Source organism: Hoylesella oralis ATCC 33269, from assembly GCF_000185145.2.
In the GTDB taxonomy this organism is placed as follows: Bacteria; Bacteroidota; Bacteroidia; order Bacteroidales; family Bacteroidaceae; genus Prevotella; species Prevotella phocaeensis.
In genome coordinates this window covers 1,937,197-1,956,480 of sequence record NZ_GL833119.1, presented here as the reverse complement: position 1 = coordinate 1,956,480, position 19,284 = coordinate 1,937,197, and the positions used below count along the sequence as shown (strand labels likewise).

14 protein-coding genes are annotated in these 19,284 nt (G+C 39.9%); 8 read left to right on the top strand and 6 right to left on the bottom strand.

Annotation, left to right across the window (positions count from 1 at the left end; all coding sequences use genetic code 11):
* Nucleotides 1-41: 41 nt before the first annotated feature.
* Together HMPREF0663_RS10570 and HMPREF0663_RS10565 are read right to left on the bottom strand one after the other, a co-directional pair.
* On the bottom strand, nucleotides 42-1,670 hold the full coding sequence (locus HMPREF0663_RS10570; RefSeq protein ID WP_004370531.1) for an OmpP1/FadL family transporter: 1,629 nt from the start codon (nucleotides 1,668-1,670) through the stop codon (nucleotides 42-44).
* A 61-nt stretch (nucleotides 1,671-1,731) separates the two neighbouring features.
* Nucleotides 1,732-2,739 carry a hypothetical protein gene (locus HMPREF0663_RS10565; protein ID WP_016665101.1) on the bottom strand — a complete coding sequence of 336 codons (1,008 nt, stop codon included), beginning with the start codon at nucleotides 2,737-2,739 and terminating at the stop codon, nucleotides 1,732-1,734.
* A 141-nt stretch (nucleotides 2,740-2,880) separates the two neighbouring features.
* Between HMPREF0663_RS10565 and prmA the strand changes: the two genes are divergently transcribed.
* Complete coding sequence (gene prmA, locus HMPREF0663_RS10560; protein WP_016665102.1) at nucleotides 2,881-3,741, top strand: 50S ribosomal protein L11 methyltransferase; 861 nt, start codon at nucleotides 2,881-2,883, stop codon at nucleotides 3,739-3,741.
* A 17-nt stretch (nucleotides 3,742-3,758) separates the two neighbouring features.
* On the opposite strand, the gene HMPREF0663_RS10555 is transcribed toward prmA, so the two are convergent.
* Both HMPREF0663_RS10555 and HMPREF0663_RS10550 read right to left on the bottom strand, forming a co-directional pair.
* Nucleotides 3,759-4,589: a glycoside hydrolase family 25 protein gene (locus tag HMPREF0663_RS10555; RefSeq protein WP_004370528.1), complete on the bottom strand. Its 831-nt coding sequence runs from the start codon at nucleotides 4,587-4,589 to the stop codon at nucleotides 3,759-3,761.
* Nucleotides 4,590-4,701: 112 nt separating this feature from the next.
* Nucleotides 4,702-6,342: a diphosphate--fructose-6-phosphate 1-phosphotransferase gene (locus HMPREF0663_RS10550; RefSeq protein WP_004370527.1), complete on the bottom strand. Its 1,641-nt coding sequence runs from the start codon at nucleotides 6,340-6,342 to the stop codon at nucleotides 4,702-4,704.
* 813 nt (nucleotides 6,343-7,155) lie between these two features.
* Between HMPREF0663_RS10550 and HMPREF0663_RS10545 the strand changes: the two genes are divergently transcribed.
* Genes HMPREF0663_RS10545 through HMPREF0663_RS10520 form a run of 6 tightly spaced genes read left to right on the top strand, consistent with a single transcriptional unit; the run spans nucleotide 7,156 to nucleotide 13,707 of the window.
* Complete coding sequence (locus HMPREF0663_RS10545; RefSeq protein WP_004370526.1) at nucleotides 7,156-7,428, top strand: hypothetical protein; 273 nt, start codon at nucleotides 7,156-7,158, stop codon at nucleotides 7,426-7,428.
* Between the two features lie 8 nt (nucleotides 7,429-7,436).
* Nucleotides 7,437-7,994 carry a 1-acyl-sn-glycerol-3-phosphate acyltransferase gene (locus HMPREF0663_RS10540; RefSeq protein WP_004370525.1) on the top strand — a complete coding sequence of 186 codons (558 nt, stop codon included), beginning with the start codon at nucleotides 7,437-7,439 and terminating at the stop codon, nucleotides 7,992-7,994.
* Nucleotides 7,995-7,996: 2 nt separating this feature from the next.
* Nucleotides 7,997-10,600: a golvesin C-terminal-like domain-containing protein gene (locus HMPREF0663_RS10535; protein ID WP_004370524.1), complete on the top strand. Its 2,604-nt coding sequence runs from the start codon at nucleotides 7,997-7,999 to the stop codon at nucleotides 10,598-10,600.
* Between the two features lie 50 nt (nucleotides 10,601-10,650).
* Nucleotides 10,651-10,983 (top strand): DUF8442 family protein, encoded by a 333-nt coding sequence (locus HMPREF0663_RS10530; RefSeq protein WP_016665103.1) that lies wholly within the window; start codon nucleotides 10,651-10,653, stop codon nucleotides 10,981-10,983.
* A gap of 38 nt (nucleotides 10,984-11,021) precedes the next feature.
* The gene (locus HMPREF0663_RS10525) at nucleotides 11,022-12,971 is read left to right on the top strand and encodes a YgiQ family radical SAM protein (protein ID WP_004370522.1); all 1,950 of its coding nucleotides are present in this window, start codon (nucleotides 11,022-11,024) and stop codon (nucleotides 12,969-12,971) included.
* Complete coding sequence (locus tag HMPREF0663_RS10520) at nucleotides 12,895-13,707, top strand: hypothetical protein (RefSeq protein ID WP_004370521.1); 813 nt, start codon at nucleotides 12,895-12,897, stop codon at nucleotides 13,705-13,707. The genes HMPREF0663_RS10525 and HMPREF0663_RS10520 overlap by 77 nt, the downstream gene beginning before the upstream one ends.
* A gap of 35 nt (nucleotides 13,708-13,742) precedes the next feature.
* Here the strand turns inward: HMPREF0663_RS10520 and HMPREF0663_RS10515 are convergent, their stop codons facing one another.
* The gene (locus HMPREF0663_RS10515) at nucleotides 13,743-14,789 is read right to left on the bottom strand and encodes an esterase-like activity of phytase family protein (protein ID WP_016665105.1); all 1,047 of its coding nucleotides are present in this window, start codon (nucleotides 14,787-14,789) and stop codon (nucleotides 13,743-13,745) included.
* Between the two features lie 139 nt (nucleotides 14,790-14,928).
* Here HMPREF0663_RS10515 and feoB point away from each other — a divergent pair, with 139 nt between their 5' ends.
* Nucleotides 14,929-17,484, top strand: coding sequence for a ferrous iron transport protein B (gene feoB / locus HMPREF0663_RS10510; RefSeq protein ID WP_016665106.1), 2,556 nt, complete (start codon nucleotides 14,929-14,931; stop codon nucleotides 17,482-17,484).
* 104 nt (nucleotides 17,485-17,588) lie between these two features.
* Here feoB and HMPREF0663_RS10505 read toward each other — a convergent pair whose 3' ends face one another.
* On the bottom strand, nucleotides 17,589-19,103 hold the full coding sequence (locus HMPREF0663_RS10505; protein WP_016665107.1) for a DUF4301 family protein: 1,515 nt from the start codon (nucleotides 19,101-19,103) through the stop codon (nucleotides 17,589-17,591).
* Nucleotides 19,104-19,284 lie beyond the last annotated feature (181 nt).

Genomic DNA, 19,284 nt, shown 5'->3' with positions numbered 1-19,284 from the left:
CCTATAATACTTTCAGGCTGAAATACTTAACTCATCGATTATTAGAACCTGTAACCAAGCGTAAGTAATAATTGATGACGCTTATTATTCACACTCACCGCATTTGCATTGTTGCTGATTGCTTCTTTTTCAATCTTATTGGTATTCGTATTCAGCGACCAGAAATCTCCGTATGAATCCATGAATGGATAAAAATCGCCCTTTGTTACGCTATACTGATATGCCAAATCTACAGAAAAATTCTTCACAGCATAACCAAGCCCGAGTGTTAAACGGTTCGTAGCTTTCCAATTAGTATAATCTGTAGCAGAACTATAGTTTGTACCGTAACTATCTACCAAACTGTTCTTAAATCCGTTTTTATTGAACATTGGCGATAAATAATTATAACCCAAGCGGATAGCAAACTCCGGCGAAGCCTTTACTTCGGCACCTATTTTGAAGGTAGATACCCCTTTCAACGTTTCTTTCGTATGATCATTCATCGCCCGATCACTATGGCTCGCCTCATAATATTCATCATAAAAATAGCTATAATGCGTACCATCATTGATCCTATTATCCATACTTCCATAATCTGCATATTCATAACTTGCGCCTAAAGCAAGATATTTACCTACCGTATGCCCTAAACTTACGCCGAATTTCCACGGAGTATACAGTTTGAAATCGTAAGAGGCACCCGTCGTATAGTTGGGATTATAACCCTGATATTGCGTGCCATTTACTAAATAAGTATAGTTCTGCGTAGTGAGACTGTACCATGTAGGCGTAGCAATAGACAAACCTATACGGAAAGGTGACGATTCTATAGGACGAAAAATCGCACCTATTTTTACGTCGAAACCTGTTCCTGTAATCCGTCGTTCGTCGTTTATGGCAACTGTCCCCACATTTTCATTTTTATAATTGAGCAGATTTTCTGCATATTCACTTACCCCTTTGTAGTGTACATCATGAAGACCGAACGTAACACCGAGATATATACGGTCGTTGATATTACCGCTTATGTTGAAATCATACTCTCCGATATAACCGGTATTTGCACGGTTCATGACATAAGCATTGGCAGTGTTACGTGCAAGTTGTCCGTTACTGTTCGCTAAAAAAGCGTTGTAATAGAGATTATCCAATTGACTTGTTCGCGGATCTACGCCCTTCAAATTACCATGATCATTCGCAATATTGAACTTAGATTGTGTGTCTTTATCTCCTCCTGCAATACCCTTAAGGAACGACTGCGTATTCTGAGAAGCATCTTTCAGACCGCCTGCCGCAGAAAGAATATAATCGAAGTTGCGACTCTTGTGATAGTTAAATCCTATATTAAGGAAAGAGTTGCGATTTTCGCGCATGGTATAAACAAAACCGATCTGATCAAAACTGGCGTTAGTTTTGTTTCCGTTGCGGAAGTTTTTACCGTCTTGCTGCGAAACCATGCCAAAAGAGAGGGTTGCCATAGAACGTCTGAAGAGTCCGAGTCCTGCAGGGTTCGAACTAATCGTCGACAAATCTGCTCCCAAGGCATCCATTGCTCCACCCATACCTACATAACGTGCAGTTCCATTTAGGTCGTTTTCTACGAGTTTGGTATCCTCATACGTCTCTTGTGCTGCCATAGGTAGGGCTGTCAAAGAAATCCCTATCAAGAAAAGATATTTCATTTTCATTGTTTATTCATTTTATGTACGAAAACTATTTTACTAACTACTCTCGTCAGCCGTATGCACTTTACCTACGACTACCGCCGGCATATCCACCGCCTACAGGACGCATACCTCCACTGGGAGCTCCGCCTCCGCTGCCTCCGGAGAACCCTCCTCCACGCGAACCACCAAAGTTAGATGGCGGAGTAGTACGAATATTACCAAACGAATTGTTATTCTGATAAGCGGAGCGGGAGTTATTGTATTCTGTTGAAGCTGGTCTTCTGCCGGCTCTTATGTTACTACGTTGGTAGGTTGTCCATTGTTCATTCCCGTTCGTATCATAACTCCTACGCCTGAACGTAGTGCCTGTAGGCTGTCCGGAAGTAGCAGAATTATTATACCTATAGTTAGAGCGATCGTAATATCCCAATGTGCCAGTATGTCCACTGTAGACTCTGTGAACGCCTCCCCAAGCATATCCGGGGTATCCGCCCCATCCCCAATAATAGTCATAAGGATATCCCCATCCATAATATCCGCCATACCACGGCGAATACCATGAACCGTACCATCCTCTATAACCATAATACCAAGGATCGTACCATCCGTAATACGATGTATACCATGGATCATACCATCCCCATCGAGTGCTCCAATAAGGTCCGTACCCCCAACGATAAGTGTAGAACCAAGGATCATAAAAATTATCCCAACGGCTCATACGGCGAGTATAGGTATAGTCGTCATCGGCATTGTACACTCTGTCGTAATACTTTCCTACAAATGTCGTATCGATATAGGTAGAGTCAGGATATACGCCCGTCCCTTTCTGAAACTGTATAATATCATTGCCCAATGAATCGGAACCCAATACTTGGTAATGGCTCCAATACTTCCCGTGACGATTATATTCATCGATATCACGATTGCTTCCGCTATAGTAAACCGGAGCTTCTTCTATCTGATGAACATTACTGCGGGCAGATTTATTGGTACTTTTCGGTACGAAATAAAGGTCATCGTCTTGGGCAAACATAGACAATGATGGCATCATACCGATAAATAGCGATAAAAATATAAACCTTTTCATATTAACTCCTTTTAATGTATTTACTGTCTTACAATGCAAAAATATACTTTCTTATAGTGCAAAAATAAGGAAATTCCCTATTCGATGATAGGTTTTTCCCTATTTTTTTATACTTTTGCAAATGTTTATTTAACACAAATAATGAAATACTACGTTGTTGATTTTATAATTTCCTGCAAAGAAGAAATCAAGGATATGGCTAAAGAACTTTTAGCCGATGCTGCCGGTGAAGCCGGCTTTGAGTCATTTGAAGATACCGAAAATGGTATAAAAGGATATGTACAAACCGATATGTTAGACCATAACATGCTCGGAGAACTTATTCGAAATTTTATTTTACCGGATGTAAATATCAGCTATACGCTATCTCCAATGGAAGACAGGAATTGGAACGAAGAATGGGAAAAGCAAGGCTTCGAGCCAATTGTTATTGGTAATGACATTGTTATATACGACGCAAAACACGACAGTTTAACTGATGATGATAAGATAACGATAGGTATAGATACCAAACAAGCATTCGGAACCGGTACACATGAGACTACTCGAATGATTATCTCGGCCTTGTTAACAATAGATATTAAAGAGAAACGTATACTGGATTGTGGCTGTGGAACCGGCATACTGGGCATTGCTGCACTAAAATTAGGAGCGGCACAGGCCGTGGGATATGATATTGATGAGTGGAGTGTAAACAACAGTAAACACAATGCACAGATAAATAGGATTGACAACATGCAGGTATTACATGGGAATGTGCATGTGTTGACACATGTTAACGGCATTTTCGATATCGTATTGGCAAACATCAATCGCAACATACTTCTTGCCGATTTGCCGGCTTTTAAAGAAGTATTATCCAAGCAAGGCACAATTATTTTGAGCGGATTTTATACGGAAGACGTACCTGTTTTGACAACAAAAGCAGAAGAATTGGGATTATCAAAGGTAAAAGAAATGACCAATAACAATTGGGCGTGCATTGTTTTAACTACTAAATAACATACACATGAGAACTTTTACCATTCTCTCCTCTTGCTACCAATAGTAAGTTTCTTAAGGTCGTAATACGAACCGTTGTATATGTTAAAATCTACATAACCCTTGATACCGGGCAGTTTCCCAGCATCCGTATGCTGCCAAAACTTCCATGCTCCCTTGTATTCCACCTTGTCTACATAATAATGAGCTATCCAATACGGATAGTCGTCGAATACGGGAGCACTGAGATATTTTTCCTTAAATTTATAATAGGTATAGATAATAGGCTTCACATGATATTTATCTTCAACAATATGTAGCCATGTCAGTACATCACGTTGGAAATCTTCATCCGAAACATCTTTAGGTTTATGCTCTACATCTAATACGGGGGGAAGATCACCTTCCTCAAGGTGTACCTGTTTCAAAAAATAATATGCTTGATCACGAGCTGTAGACTTATTGCTCCAAAAATGATAAGCTCCCCTTATAAAACCGTACTCACGAGCTTGATAAAAATTATCGTTGAAATTTTCATCCAAACTGCCTGAGCCCTCGGTAGCTTTTATCATTATAAAACGCAGAGGACATCCTTCGATCATAGAGTTACGAAGTTCGTCCCATTCTATTTCTCCTTGATAATGAGATATATCGATACCATGGATTTCATACCCTTCGGGATAGTCGGCATCTCCATATAATGCACGCCACCGGAAACCTGTCGGACCGACAAAAAAATAGTAAAATACCCATACATAAAGCACAACAATACCAATCCCACCAGCCCATATCGCCCACTTGGGATACTTTCCCAAGAAAGACGTATGTATCTTCTTTCGTCTACGAGAATTCGTTCGTTGTTTATTCATATATGGTTTTTGCCTAATATAAAATAAGAATTACGCCAAAATCCATAATCCTAAACGATTACAGAATATTGGCGTAACACTTTATCAACATTTATTTGATCCGATTTTCTTATTACTCTTGCTCTAAAGCAAGTGTACGGGTTGTCTGATCGCAAACTTCACTCGGCCCCCAATATTGGATAGGTCCCGGGTATAGATAGCAAGTATTCTTAGCCCATTCATCGCGACAAGCGGCAAAAGTCTTAAACGGCTTGCCGTTAAGTTCAACGAGCGCTTTACGAATTACGGGCTTCATTTCGCCATTACGACGTTCCATATTCATCATCATAGTAATGGGTACGCCGCCTGCTTTCCATTCATTCGTACTTGCCGTAGTATTCTTTACGATGGCCATATAACCGGTCTTTCCGTTTGCAATGAGTTGCGCAGCACTTGTACCGAGCGCATAGCAATAATCTGCATCGAAATTAGAAGGAGCAGCACAACGTCCTTCATAACCAAAAAAGTGGTGCTGAGCTGCGAAAGCACCATTAAATTTGCCTTCGGACTTCCACTGTGCCAATTTCGAAGCGACCATATCCGACAAAAGTTTTTCAGTCTCAATCAAAGAAACCTGTACATTTCCATGAGGATCGCGGTCTAAACTCAACTGACGAGCCACATCTTCAGGCAGGGTTTCGAAAGTGGCTTTATTTTCCGCAGACAAATGATTAAGGATATATTCACGCTGTGCATCTTTGTCAAGGTCTTTATAATCGTTACCATGAGCCGCAAGAAGATCGTTCAATTCTTGAATTAAACGACCGATGGCGGGAATAAATTCGATAAGTCCTTCTGGGATGAGAACCACACCGAAATTATTGCCTTGCTCCGCACGATGCGCTACAACAGAAGCTATATTTTCAACAATATCGTTCAATGTTTGATCTTTAGCTTCAATCTCCTCAGAAATCAAACAGATGTTCGGTTGCGTCTGTAATGCACATTCGAGTGCGATATGAGAGGCAGAACGCCCCATCAGTTTGATGAAATGCCAATACTTACGTGCCGAATTGCAATCGCGTTCAATATTTCCGATAAGTTCAGCGTACGTTTTAGTTGCAGTATCGAAACCGAATGATGTTTCTATCTGCTCGTTCTTCAAATCGCCATCGATGGTCTTCGGGCATCCGATCACCTGTACACCGTACTGCTTTGCTGCATAATACTCGGCGAGTACGCACGCGTTTGTATTCGAGTCATCGCCACCGATAATAACTATAGCCTTAATATCGAGTTGGCGGATCACTTCGAGCCCTTTCTCAAATTGGTCTTCTTTTTCGAGTTTAGTTCTGCCAGAGCCAATCATATCAAAGCCTCCGGTGTTACGATAATCCTCCAAAAAATCGGCCGTAATTTCAATATAGTTATGGTCAACCAATCCTCCAGGTCCCATCAGAAAGCCATAGAGCTTATTTTCGGGATTAAGTTTCTTAATACCATCGAACAATCCACTAATAACATTATGCCCACCGGGAGCCTGCCCACCGCTCAGTATTACACCGACATTCATTCTCGTAGTATTCTTTTCAGTACCGGGAACGAACTCTACTAACGGCATACCATAAGTGTTGGGGAATAATTTCTTGATTTTTTCTTGATTGTCAACACTTCTTGTAGGTTCGCCTTCTTTAATTTTCACAGCACCCTGAAGGGCTACCGGCAGCTTCGGCTGATAGGCTGCTCTTGCTTTCTGCAATGCACTTTTTCCCATTTTCGAATTAAAATAAATATAACATTTAAAGATTATTCTGCATAAAACACCTGCAAAAATACTTTTTTTTCATGAGATATAGAAAGAAATATAAAAGAAAACAATTTATTTAACGAGAATTCAATAAATCAACATTCCAAAATAGCAATAAAAGAAAAAATCATAAGGATTCCTTTCAATTCTCTCATCTCCTGTCAAATAAAAGGGCAATATCTTACCCTCGACTTAGAGACAAAGAAATACAGATTTTGTATAAAAGAATACCAAAAAAGATTATTATTTTTCCTGTCATTCGCCAATATGTTTTTAAAACATTGTATATCATTAAAATGCAAAGACTTTTCACATAAAGATATAACAGTAATATCATAGAATTGTTCTTACATCTTCTTTTCTTTCTATTTTGGACAAAACAGAAAACCACACCGCTAATATCTCCCCAAATAATTATCATATATCGTCACACAATAAGCTACACTACATTTAACACGATGCTGTATCATCGATATCACAATAATGTATCATCAATATAAGGTAGAGGTATGGTCGATATTTGGTAGTTGTAAAACATAAAATAAATTACTTCCATACAGAATTCCTCGTCATTCTCTCGGCATAAATACACGGTTTCTCCCCATCTTACTTGCCTATAAAATACGATATCAGTACGTGTAAAAACCGTTTTATTCTAAAATTTCATTGATTTCACATTAATTTAAAAGTTTTTATGCAATGGTGCTTGCCCTTTCCTTTTTTTTTCCTATCTTTGGCAGAAAATAATTTCACTGTTTTATCTATATTAAGCTATATGATATGAGCAATAAAAGAGATTTAAAGCGCACTATCAATTATGTATGCAGCGATTTGTTTTCAGAATGTGTAGCAGCATCATTGTACAGCGGAAAACCAAACGAAGAGGATGTAGAAGCAATCTTGTCATCAATCATTATTATTCATAACGACTACATTCGCAGAATTTCTCACCAAGAACCGGGGATTGATGCACGGAAATATTATCATAGTTTGATCGGCGATTTCAATAAACAGGTGTCGGAAATCATCGACCAAATATCGAATATGAATTAAAGACCGTCATGCTACAGAAATTGTGTTCTTGGATTTTATATAAGCGAATGGGATGGAAAAAACATATCACTGTAGACCATCCCGAAAAATATATTATTTGTTTAGCTCCCCATACCAGTAACTGGGATTTTGCCATCGGACAACTTTATATGCGTGCCGAAAACATGTCGAGCAACTTTCTCATGAAAAAAGAATGGTTTTTCTGGCCATTGGGAAAGTTATTGAAAGCTATCGGTGGAATACCTATATGGCGAGATAAACATTCAAATATGACAGATATATTGGCAGCGGAGGCTGAAAAGGCCATAACATTTCATCTATGTATCACTCCGGAAGGTACTCGAACATTGAACCCTGAATGGAGAAAAGGATTCTATTATATTGCCTTAAAGGCACAAATACCTATATTACTTTACGGTGTAGATTATCAGAAAAAACTTATACAATGCACCAAAAGTCTTATTCCTACAGGAGATATAGAGAAAGACATGAAAGAAATAAAGCTGTATTTTAAAGAATTCAAAGGTAAAAAACCTGAAAATTTCACGATTGGGGAAATTTCATAATAATGAGAATAAAGACTTTCATTTATACTCTTGCTTTCTTTTCATCATTACACGTATTTGCACAAGACGATAGAGAAATAACGAATGCATGGGGAAGTATCGATTACAATGGCAAGCCTTGGGTTGAGAATATATCAAAGCCCAACACCATTAAGTCGGGCCTGAAAAATCGACATATCGCCTTATGGGCAAGTCATGGAAAATATTACGATAAGACTAAAGGAAAATGGATGTGGCAACGTCCGAATTTATTTGGAACGACCGAAGACTTATTTACGCAAACCATCGTTGTTCCCTATCTCATTCCAATGCTCGAGAATGCAGGAGCTATTGTGTTCACTCCACGCGAACGCGATTGGCAAACAAATGAAGTCATTGTTGATTGCGACGGCAACACACATAAGAATGTTTATTCAGAAACAAATAAAGGAGAAGTATGGAAAGATGCCGGTGTTAAAGGTTTTGCTTTGCATCAAGGAATATACGTCGATGGAGAAAATCCTTTCGAACAAGGGCACGTTCGTATGGCTAAAGCTACCCGTAAAAAAAATGCAAGTGAAATATCTTATCAACCCGATATACCTAAGGCAGGTAGATATGCGGTTTACGTTTCTTATAAGACTATAGAACATAGCGTAGATGATGCGGAATATATTGTGTACCACAAAGGGGAGAAAACTGTATATCGCGTAAATCAACAGATGGGAAGTGGTACATGGGTGTACCTTGGCACCTTTGAATTTGACAAAGGAAGTAGTCCTTACAACCGTGTCATATTAACTAACAATTCACATATCCGGCGAGGTGTCGTTACAGGCGATGCCGTCAGATTTGGCGGAGGAATGGGGAACATTCAGCGTGGCGGCATTTTAAGCGGGCTCCCCCGCAGCCTTGAAGGTGCAAGATATTATGCTCAGTGGGCAGGAGCACCATATAGTGTTTACAGTAGCAAAGGAGGCGAAGACGATTATGGCGACGATATCAATGCAAGATCGCTCATGTCGAATTGGCTTGCAGGTGGCAGTGTTTATGCACCAAGTATAGAAGGACTGCAAATACCGATTGAATTAGCTCTTGCCATACATAGCGATGCGGGATATTCTACCGATTTCAAATCGTTGGTAGGTTCTCTTGCTGTCTGTACTACAGATTTCAACGACGGGAAACTGAATGCAGGCATTTCGCGAATGACTTCGAAAGACTTCGCCAGTACTCTCCTCAATAATGTAGTCAAAGACCTTTTATATAAGTACAAGAATTGGCCGAAAAGATATCTATGGGATAGGAACTATTCCGAAACACGCTTGCCGGCAATGCCTTCTGCTATCCTCGAAACTATGTCACATCAGAATTTTCCCGATATGATTATGGGGCAAGATCCCAACTTCAAATTTACTCTTGCCCGTTCTATCTATAAGACAATACTGAAATATATAGCTAAACAGCACAACAAGTCATACACTGTAACACCTTTGACTCCTACGAATTTTAGTATAGAATTTCTTACCAAGAACAAGATCAGACTCTCATGGAAAGCTCAAAACGACAGTCAAGAGCCATCAGCTGTTCCTGAAACATTCAATATATATACCTCTATCGGCAATAGTTCGTTCGATAACGGGGTGAATACCGGTAATAACTCTTTTATCATGAAATTGGAACCGGGCATACAATACAATTTTAAAATCACAGCATGTAACAAAGGTGGAGAAAGTTTTCCTACAGAAACACTCTCTGCATATTATAATCCCAATGCAACGAAGACGATACTTGTCGTCAACGGTTTTTACCGATTATCTGCCCCAGCTATCGTAGAAACCGACTCTACACAAGGTTTCGATTTAAATAAAGATATCGGACTTACCTATGGATTAACAGCAGGATGGAACGGTAGACAGTTATATTTCGATAAGAGCCGATTAGGAATAGAAGGTGAAGGAGGCTTAGGGGATAGCGGTGACGAACTTGCAGGGCACTTCATTGCAGGTAATGATTTTAACTATACCGTAACACACGTAGGAGCTATTGCCCATACACAAAAATATAATGTAGCAAGTTGTTCGAGCATGTCTGTAATATCGGGAGAAGTAAAGATGCCAGATTATCATTGTGTAGACTTAATATTAGGAGGTGAGAAATATAATCGTAACGCTCTCGCTTATTACAAAACCTTCACACCACGCATGCAACAACTGTTACAAGAATACACTACCCACGGAGGTTCGTTGCTCGTAAGCGGTGCTTACATCGGTTCGGACATGGTACAAGAAACCGAAAATTTGTTCCTTAAAAACATATTAAAGGTTGCCTACACACCATCAGATTCGCTAATAACAGACGGGTATATCGATGGATTAGGACTTTCTTTCGATTATTACAACACCCCGAATTCTGATCATTATGCCGTGAATATTCCGGAAATACTTCGGCCCGCAGGCGACGGGGCTTTCTGTGCAATGCAATACGGTAGTGGCCCATCGGCTGCCGTAGCCTATAAAGGTGATACATACAGGAGTTTTACGATGGGAATACCTTTCGAATGTATTTCTTCGAAAGATATGCAAAATAAGATAATGCAGGGCATCTTAGACTTTTTATTGAAATGAGAATTGCACTTGACAACAATAAAAAACAATTCATAAAAAATAAAATTATCATGTACAAAATTCAAGCAAACCAATCAGGAACTCGTAGTATAGAAGTAAGCGACGAACATCTTATTACGATAGAGAAATATGCGTTGTTTCGCAATCTTGTCGACAGTAATGGCATTATAGACGAAAATGTACTCGACAAACTTAAATTCAACATTCGCTCACTACTCGAAACAGAAGCAGGTGATAAGGCATTATTAGACCTATGCCTTGATGTGATATACAATAATAATATGAAGGCATTTGGATTACATCAACTCGTACTGTTATATATTGAATGGAAACAGAAGAGAGAAATTAACAGTACTGATGATGAGAATAATATAACAGACTAAATGACATCCTTATATTATAACAAAAATCTTCCTCCAATTTGAAACGATATCAGCTTACAGACTTCCTTCCCACCACTAAAAAGGAATGCGAACTTAGAGGTTGGAACGAACTTGATGTAATCCTTTTCTCGGGTGATGCTTACGTCGATCATCCTTCATTTGGTGCTGCTGTTATTGGTCGTTCGTTGGAGGCTGCCGGTTATAGAGTGGCAATTGTTCCGCAACCCGATTGGCACGGAGATTTTCGAGACTTTAAAAAGTTGGGGCGTCCAAGGCTATTTTTCGGCATTTCGCCGGGATGCATGGATTCTATGGTAAACAAGTATACAGCCAATAGAAGGCTACGCTCTGAAGATGCATATAGTCCCGACGGGCGCCACGACTGCCGTCCGGAATATCCCACTATCGTATATACACGAATATTGAAGCAGCTTTTTCCAGATGTTCCGGTCATACTTGGTGGCATAGAGGCATCAATGCGGCGACTCACTCATTACGATTATTGGCAGAACAAGGTGAGAAAATGTATCTTATGCGACTCGGGTGCCGACATGATTTTATACGGTATGGGGGCAAAAGCGTTACTACAACTTTGCGAAAAACTATCCGATGGCCAAGACATCAAACATATTCATAGCATCCCGCAAACAGTATATCTTGCGCGTAAAGAGAACATTCCGGGAGGAATTACCAATGATGACATCGTATTGAACAGTCATGAAAAATGTCTTACCGATAAGAAAGCAGAGGCGGAAAACTTTAGACATATCGAAGAAGAATCGAATAAAATCCATGCCCAACGGCTCCTGCAAGCCGTAGATGATGTTTACGCTGTTGTCAATCCACCCTATCCCACACTTACGATGGCAGAGCTAGATGCCTATTTCGATCTGCCTTACACACGCCTACCCCATCCCAAATATAAGGACAAACGCATACCGGCTTACGAGATGATCAAGTTCTCAGTCAACATTCATCAAGGGTGCTTCGGCGGCTGTGCGTTCTGTACGATCTCTGCACATCAGGGAAAGTTCGTAACATGTCGCTCTAAGCAAAGCATTCTCAACGAAGTAAAGCAGGTTACACACATGCCGGATTTCAAAGGCTACCTTTCTGACCTCGGCGGTCCGTCGGCCAATATGTATGCAATGGCAGGTAAGAATCATAAATTATGTGAACATTGTAAACGGCCGTCGTGTATCAATCCACAGATATGTCCTAATCTGAATACCGACCACACACAACTGCTTGAAATATACCGAGCCGTGGATGCATTGCCCGGTATCAAAAAGAGTTTCATAGGTAGTGGTGTACGCTACGACCTGCTTCTACATAAAAGCAAAGATGAAAAAAGTAATATCGCCGCCGAAGAATATACCCGCGAACTGATATGTAAGCATGTAAGCGGCCGATTAAAAGTAGCCCCTGAACATACTTCAGATGCCGTATTGAAACTAATGCGCAAACCTTCGTTTCGGCAGTTCGAAGAATTTAAGAAAGTTTTTGACCGAATCAATCGTGAAGAAAATATGCACGAACAGCTCATCCCCTATTTTATCAGCAGTCATCCCGGATGTAGAGAAGAAGATATGGCTGAACTTGCAGTAATTACCAAGAATTTAGATTTTCACCTTGAGCAGGTGCAGGATTTTACTCCAACACCCATGACAGTAAGTACAGAAGCGTGGTACACCGGCTACAATCCGTACACTCTCGAACCGATATTCAGTGCTAAGACGCAGCGTGAGAAACTCTCACAACGGCAATTTTTCTTTTGGTATAAGCCCGAGGAGAGGCAAAAAATAGAACAAGAGCTAAGAAAAATAGGACGTGCCGATCTGATCGGTAAACTTTACTTGAATACTCCATCTCGCGTCCATGGAAGAAAAACTAACAATTCCAACTTCAGAAATGAAGATTATAGAACGACAACTTATAGGAAAGCACAACCAAGAAACGTGCGAAGACGGAATAGTAGAGACCGATAATTTTATTGCCGTTATAGATGGAAGTACCAGCAAGACGTCCAATTGCATTAATGATAATACGACAAATGGGCGCTATTGCATGCAACTCCTTTCGGCGTGTATCAAAAATTTAGAGCCAACTATCGGAATTAAATCCTTTTGTGACTATGTAACATCCTATATCCATCAGGTATATATCTGCCACAACATGGATTTACATATGCTCTCGGAGCATCCAGAAGAACGGCTCACAGCGAGTTTAGCTATATTCAGTAAATTTCATAATCAGGTCTGGATGATAGGAGACTGCCAATGTATTGTAGACGGAAAATTTTATGGAAACCCTAAACCAACCGAAGGTCTGATTGCAGAAAAAAGAGCCATATACATAGCCAAACAGCTTACTATCAATCCCCAACAGTCTCCAGAATCTCTGATGATTGATGGGCGCAATCACATTTTTCCCGACCTGTTAGATAGCATACAGGCCCAAAATCTTAAATATGCTGTTATCGATGGCTTTCCTATTTACCAAAACGGAATAAAAATTATACCGGTAATATCGCATGTAATTCTTGCTACAGACGGGTATCCATTTTTAAAACAAACACTTGCAGATAGTGAAAACGCTCTCCGTAAACAACTCGAACACGATCCCATGAATATCGACTCATTTAAGGCAACCAAGGGATTAATGAGCGGAAATGTATCTTTTGACGACCGCGCTTATATCAGTTTTAGAACAATTGTCCTATAAACAAGCCCTCCTAAACGTATGGAAAGTTATTTATATTAATATTTAATAACGATTGATTTAAACCAATCTTTTAGAATTCCACCATACTGATTTTGTGAATCCGAAAGCAATAACAGCACTTGGGAACCATCGTCCAATTTAGGTCCAAGGCACATTCCTTCATAATTGGCAATGTCTCTTTTTGTAAGATTCAACTGAGTTTTCCATTCACAAACAAAGTGTTTATCCAAGTACTTCGTATCATCTTGAAGAGTATCAACACCTTCTATAGAAATTCTGACCGCACTAACTTGGTAAATCTTATTAATAACGAAGGCACCTATTTTAGAAGGAGGAGTATAAAACTCACGCTCCAAAACCAACAGATCACCGTTGTCTAAAGCTGTCATCTCACTAATCCCCATCCCATACAGATATGCTCCTTTTGCAGATTTAGGCTTATCCATGAGATAAGCATATTGCTTAGCAGGCAATAAGTCTTCAGTGAACGATTGTATACGTATTCTATTTCTTACACCATTGGTTGCATTTGTCTGCATACCGTCACCTTTCAATGTGCTTTCACTACAAGTCCAAAACAAATGGGATGCAGCAGAATAAGTCAAAGACTCAAGACCATAGTTCTTACTTGCTCGTAAAAAACAGTCGGGAACCTGCAATCTACGCCCTGTATATTTACCATTCATATCATATTCTATAATCTGATTATCAGCCTCCCCCGATATAAAGATAGTATTTGCCATGGGAAAATATGCCACACCTTCCATATCTCTGTTTGGCTTACCTGATGATCGATAACCTAAATTTACCACTTGTTTGATATCTCCCGTTACAGAATCTATGTCGATCTCAAATATGAAGAAACCATCTTCAGGAGCCTTGTCACTGACCACAGCATACCGATTACCGTCGATATGACAGAGTCCGCTATAATTGCCTGCAGGTACGGTCTTCGGAAATGTATGCTGCTTGTGTATCTTTACCACCTGCACTCCATTTTCTCCTTTCATTCCCCAAAAGGAGAAAAGAGAAAGTAACACTAAACAAAATCTATTCATGTTTGCAAAAATAATACAATTCATAATAATCAATATTTCTCTTAATAACATTTAACGGTATCATTCATCATCATTTTTAGGTATTTTAGATATCAGCCATACATTTGCAACACCGTTGCAAAGTAAAATACGTAACTTTGCAAATATTTTAAGAGGTACATTTATGAGACTAAGCGAACTTAAGACAGGAGAGAATGGGGTTATCGTAAAAGTATATGGACATGGCGGTTTTAGAAAGCGAATTATAGAGATGGGCTTCATCAGGGGAAAAGTGGTAGAAGTGCTTCTCAATGCTCCATTACACGATCCAGTAAAATACAAAATCATGGGATACGAGGTCTCGCTCCGCCATAGCGAAGCCGAGCAAATCGAGATTATATCAACGCAAGAGGCCGAGCAACTCAAAAAAGGATACATACATACCGAAACTTCATCGACTTTTCCCGTACAAGAGAATGATGATACCATCATTTTAACCGATAAGCAATTACATGATGCAGCCATGAAAAAGCGGCGCACTATCAATGTTGCTCTTGTGGGTAATCCTAACTGTGGCAAGACTTCATTATTCAACTTCGCTTCCGGAGCTCACGAAAGAGTGGGAAATTATTCCGGTGTAACGGTTGATGCAAAAGAAGGATTCACAGAATACGAAGGCTATAAATTTAATCTTATCGACCTCCCCGGCACCTATTCTTTATCGGCCTATTCACCTGAAGAACTTTATGTAAGGAAACAGATTATAGAAAATACGCCCGATGTTATCATTAATGTAATAGATACATCGAACCTTGAGCGTAATCTATACCTTACGACACAGCTCATCGACATGCATCAGCGCATGGTATGTGCGCTGAATATGTTCGATGAAACGGAAAAAAGGGGTGATAATGTAGACTATGTCAAATTGGGACAGCTTTTCGGCGTACCGATGATACCTACCGTTTTTACATCGGGCAAAGGTGTAAAAACGCTTTTCCACACCATCATCAGCGTATACGAAAACGAAGACTATGTGAATGATAACGAACAATTAAATCCAAAAGAGGTTGAAAAAAATCGACAGTTACATAAGGAAAATAAAAGGAATAGTGATAAAATCACACGTTCAGAAGATAATACAAATGGCAAACAACCACAAAATGAAGTGTTCCGTCATATCCATATTAATCATGGACATGAAATAGAACAAGGTATTGCCGATATACAAAAATATCTAAAGACTGATGAAAATATACGCCTACACTATTCTACCCGTTACCTTGCCATCAAGATTCTCGAAAGGGATAAAGATACAGAAATTCTTTTAAATACTCTGCCTTATAAAAACAATATTGTCAACGTACGCAATCAAACTGCCGAAAGAGTAAGAGAAGAAACCGGAGACGATTTGGAGACAGCCATTATGGATGCCAAGTACGGTTTCATTCACGGTGCCTTGCAAGAGGCACACTACCACACCGGCAATAAAAAAGATACTTACAAAATAACCCATCTGATCGACGGGATCATCACAAATAAATATCTCGGATTTCCTATTTTCCTCATTTTCTTGTTTATCATGTTTACAACGACTTTTGTTGTCGGACAGTTTCCTATGGACTGGATTGATGCCGGTGTAGTATGGTTAGGCAACTTTATCAGTACAAATATGCCTGCTGGGCCCGTAAAAGACATGCTCGTAGATGGTGTTATCGGTGGTGTCGGAGCCGTCATCGTATTCTTACCACAGATACTTATACTTTATTTCTTTATATCCTATATGGAAGATTCAGGCTATATGGCACGCGCTGCTTTCATCATGGATAAACTCATGCATAAAATGGGATTACACGGCAAATCGTTCATTCCGCTCATTATGGGCTTTGGTTGTAATGTGCCTGCTGTTATGGCCACTCGCACTATAGAGAGCCGTCGTTCACGTCTTGTTACCATGCTGATATTGCCTTTGATGAGCTGTTCCGCACGCTTACCAATTTATATTATGATAACAGGCACATTCTTTACCATGAAATATCGTTCACTGATTATGATGTCGCTGTATCTTATCGGCGTACTCATGGCCATACTTATGAGCCGTCTGTTCACCAAAACGGTTGTTAAGGGAGAGGATACTCCATTCGTAATGGAACTGCCTCCTTACCGTTTCCCTACATGGAAAGCCATAGGCAGGCACACTTGGGAAAAAGGAAAACAATACTTGAAGAAGATGGGAGGCATCATCCTCGTGGCAAGTATCATTGTGTGGGCTTTAGGATATTTCCCACACAACGACAGTTTGGATCGCCAAGAACAACAGAAACAAAGTTACATTGGACACATAGGTAGAGCCATCGAACCTATATTTCGTGCACAGGGTTTTGATTGGAAATTAGATGTAGGGCTTGTGGCCGGTGTGGGCGCTAAAGAAATTGTGGCCTCTACAATGGGCGTACTATATAGTAATGACGAGACACTTGCCGAAGATAATGGAGATAATACGAATAATCGAAAATACCAAATACTCAACAAAGAGATGAGTGCAAACGGCATTACTCCGCTGACGGCTTACTGTTTTTTACTTTTCGTATTGCTTTACTTTCCTTGTATTGCAACTATTGCTGCAATAAAGGGAGAAACCGGTTCTTGGAAATGGGCTCTCTTTACCGCATGCTATACCACTCTATTGGCATGGTGCGTGTCTGCCGCCGTATATCAAGTAGGAATGTTGTTTGTGTAATAATATAAAACGGCAATAATAAATATAGCCTCTAATAGAGATAAACCATACTCATGTCATCGTTAAGTGCAAAGTTTATCTCTATTAGAGGCCTCGTCTGAATATTACTGATGTTGTTCTCTTAGCAAATCGTTCACAGTCTTTACCGGATTGAACGTCGTCAACGGAACTTCTACGAACACTGTATTCCAATCACTCATAGCACCATTCCACAGTCCGGGAAGCTCCAGTGCTTTCAATTCTTTACCATCTTTGCTCTTCAAACTAATGAAACCAGTGTTCTTATCTACAAAGTCCGGCAGATGGAAACACTCTCCTTTATAGTTCTTGATAGCGCAAACCAAATCGACAGGATTAAAGTGTGTACCCTCTGTAAACATCTTTACATAGGCTGGATTTGCCTTATCGATCTGGTTCGACTCAAGTATTTGAGGACTAACCGTACCGTCTTGGTTATATGCAAGGAATGGACCGCCCCCCGGTTCCCCCTCATTCCTTACTACACCGCAAACTCTTATCGGTCTATTAAGCTTCTTCCGTAAATAGTTCACCAACTCCGCATCTTCGAGTTCCTTTATGTCTGCCTTTCTACAGCATAAATTTCGTTTCACGAAACGTATAATTTCTTCCAACTTCCCATGCGTATAGCAGCCCGCTTCAAGCAGTTTCAAATATTCGAAAACCTGCTTTTGGACCGCTACAAGCACTCCTGCTATCAGTTGTTTATAAGTAACGGTATCACCTTTCAGCCTGTCAGGCACCACATTATCTATATTCTTTATGAATACAACTTCTGCATCTATCTCGTTTAGGTTTTCTATCAATGCTCCGTGTCCGCCCGGGCGGAAGAGCAATGTGCCATCTTCATTACGGAAAGGTGTATTGTCCGTATTCGCTGCAATGGTATCCGTGCTCGGTTTCTGTTCTGAGAACGACACGTTGTAATGCACATCAAACTTCTTGGAATAATAGTCTACTTTCTCTTCAACTTTTTTCTTGAACAATTCAAGATGGTCATGAGAAACTGTAAAATGCACATTAGCTTCTCCATTTGAGCCGGCATACAGCGCTGCTTCTACAAGATGCTCCTCCATTGGTGTACGTGCACCGTCATCATATTTATGGAATAGGAGCAATCCCTTAGGTAATTGACCGTAATTCAAGCCTTTCGACTCCAATAAATTAGCCACAATAGCCTTATAATTTCCATCAGATAAGAGTGTACAAACATTCTTGCCTTCGTTTTTCTTGCACTGATCACAAAGCTCTTCTCTAAAGGCGAACTCTCTGATATGGTCGAAAAACATCTTCTCGAAATCGGTCGTAGGAATATCATAATCGGCATTCAAGAAAGCAAATAAATCTTTAAACATGCGACTTGCAGCACCGCTTGCCGGTACAAACTTCACAATTTTATGTCCTTCTCGCTTATATTCGTTCCATAAGCCGATATATTTATCCCGTTCATCCACTGTAGGAGCAGTTATTCCATTACCCACGGAAGCGGCCGAATCAATATGCAAGAATGGAAAGCCTGTTCTTATTTCTTCCAACTGGCGGTTTACCTGATCTACTGAGATGCCTCTGGCTGAAATTTGATCAATGTCTTGTTGAGTCATAATTATATAGTTATATTTGAGAATAGCCATATTAAAAAATAGCGAAAGCACATGTACTTTTTAACCTTAGCATAATATATTTCGACACAAATATAGTTACTTTTTCTGAAAACAGGAAATGTTTACATGGAAAATGTTACCTTTGCAATTGCGATAAATAGAATACCCTTCAGGTATATGC

Coding starts and splice junctions, on each gene's coding strand:
- HMPREF0663_RS10555 (WP_004370528.1), bottom strand. CDS start 4,589: ATGAATAAACAACGAACGAATTCTCGTAGACGAAAGAAGATACATACG.
- HMPREF0663_RS10530 (WP_016665103.1), top strand. CDS start 10,651: ATGTACAAAATTCAAGCAAACCAATCAGGAACTCGTAGTATAGAAGTA.
- HMPREF0663_RS10565 (WP_016665101.1), bottom strand. CDS start 2,739: ATGAAAAGGTTTATATTTTTATCGCTATTTATCGGTATGATGCCATCA.
- HMPREF0663_RS10550 (WP_004370527.1), bottom strand. CDS start 6,342: ATGGGAAAAAGTGCATTGCAGAAAGCAAGAGCAGCCTATCAGCCGAAG.
- HMPREF0663_RS10515 (WP_016665105.1), bottom strand. CDS start 14,789: ATGAATTGTATTATTTTTGCAAACATGAATAGATTTTGTTTAGTGTTA.
- prmA (WP_016665102.1), top strand. CDS start 2,881: ATGAAATACTACGTTGTTGATTTTATAATTTCCTGCAAAGAAGAAATC.
- HMPREF0663_RS10535 (WP_004370524.1), top strand. CDS start 7,997: ATGAGAATAAAGACTTTCATTTATACTCTTGCTTTCTTTTCATCATTA.
- HMPREF0663_RS10545 (WP_004370526.1), top strand. CDS start 7,156: ATGAGCAATAAAAGAGATTTAAAGCGCACTATCAATTATGTATGCAGC.
- HMPREF0663_RS10505 (WP_016665107.1), bottom strand. CDS start 19,103: ATGACTCAACAAGACATTGATCAAATTTCAGCCAGAGGCATCTCAGTA.
- HMPREF0663_RS10540 (WP_004370525.1), top strand. CDS start 7,437: ATGCTACAGAAATTGTGTTCTTGGATTTTATATAAGCGAATGGGATGG.
- HMPREF0663_RS10570 (WP_004370531.1), bottom strand. CDS start 1,670: ATGAAAATGAAATATCTTTTCTTGATAGGGATTTCTTTGACAGCCCTA.
- feoB (WP_016665106.1), top strand. CDS start 14,929: ATGAGACTAAGCGAACTTAAGACAGGAGAGAATGGGGTTATCGTAAAA.
- HMPREF0663_RS10520 (WP_004370521.1), top strand. CDS start 12,895: ATGAAGATTATAGAACGACAACTTATAGGAAAGCACAACCAAGAAACG.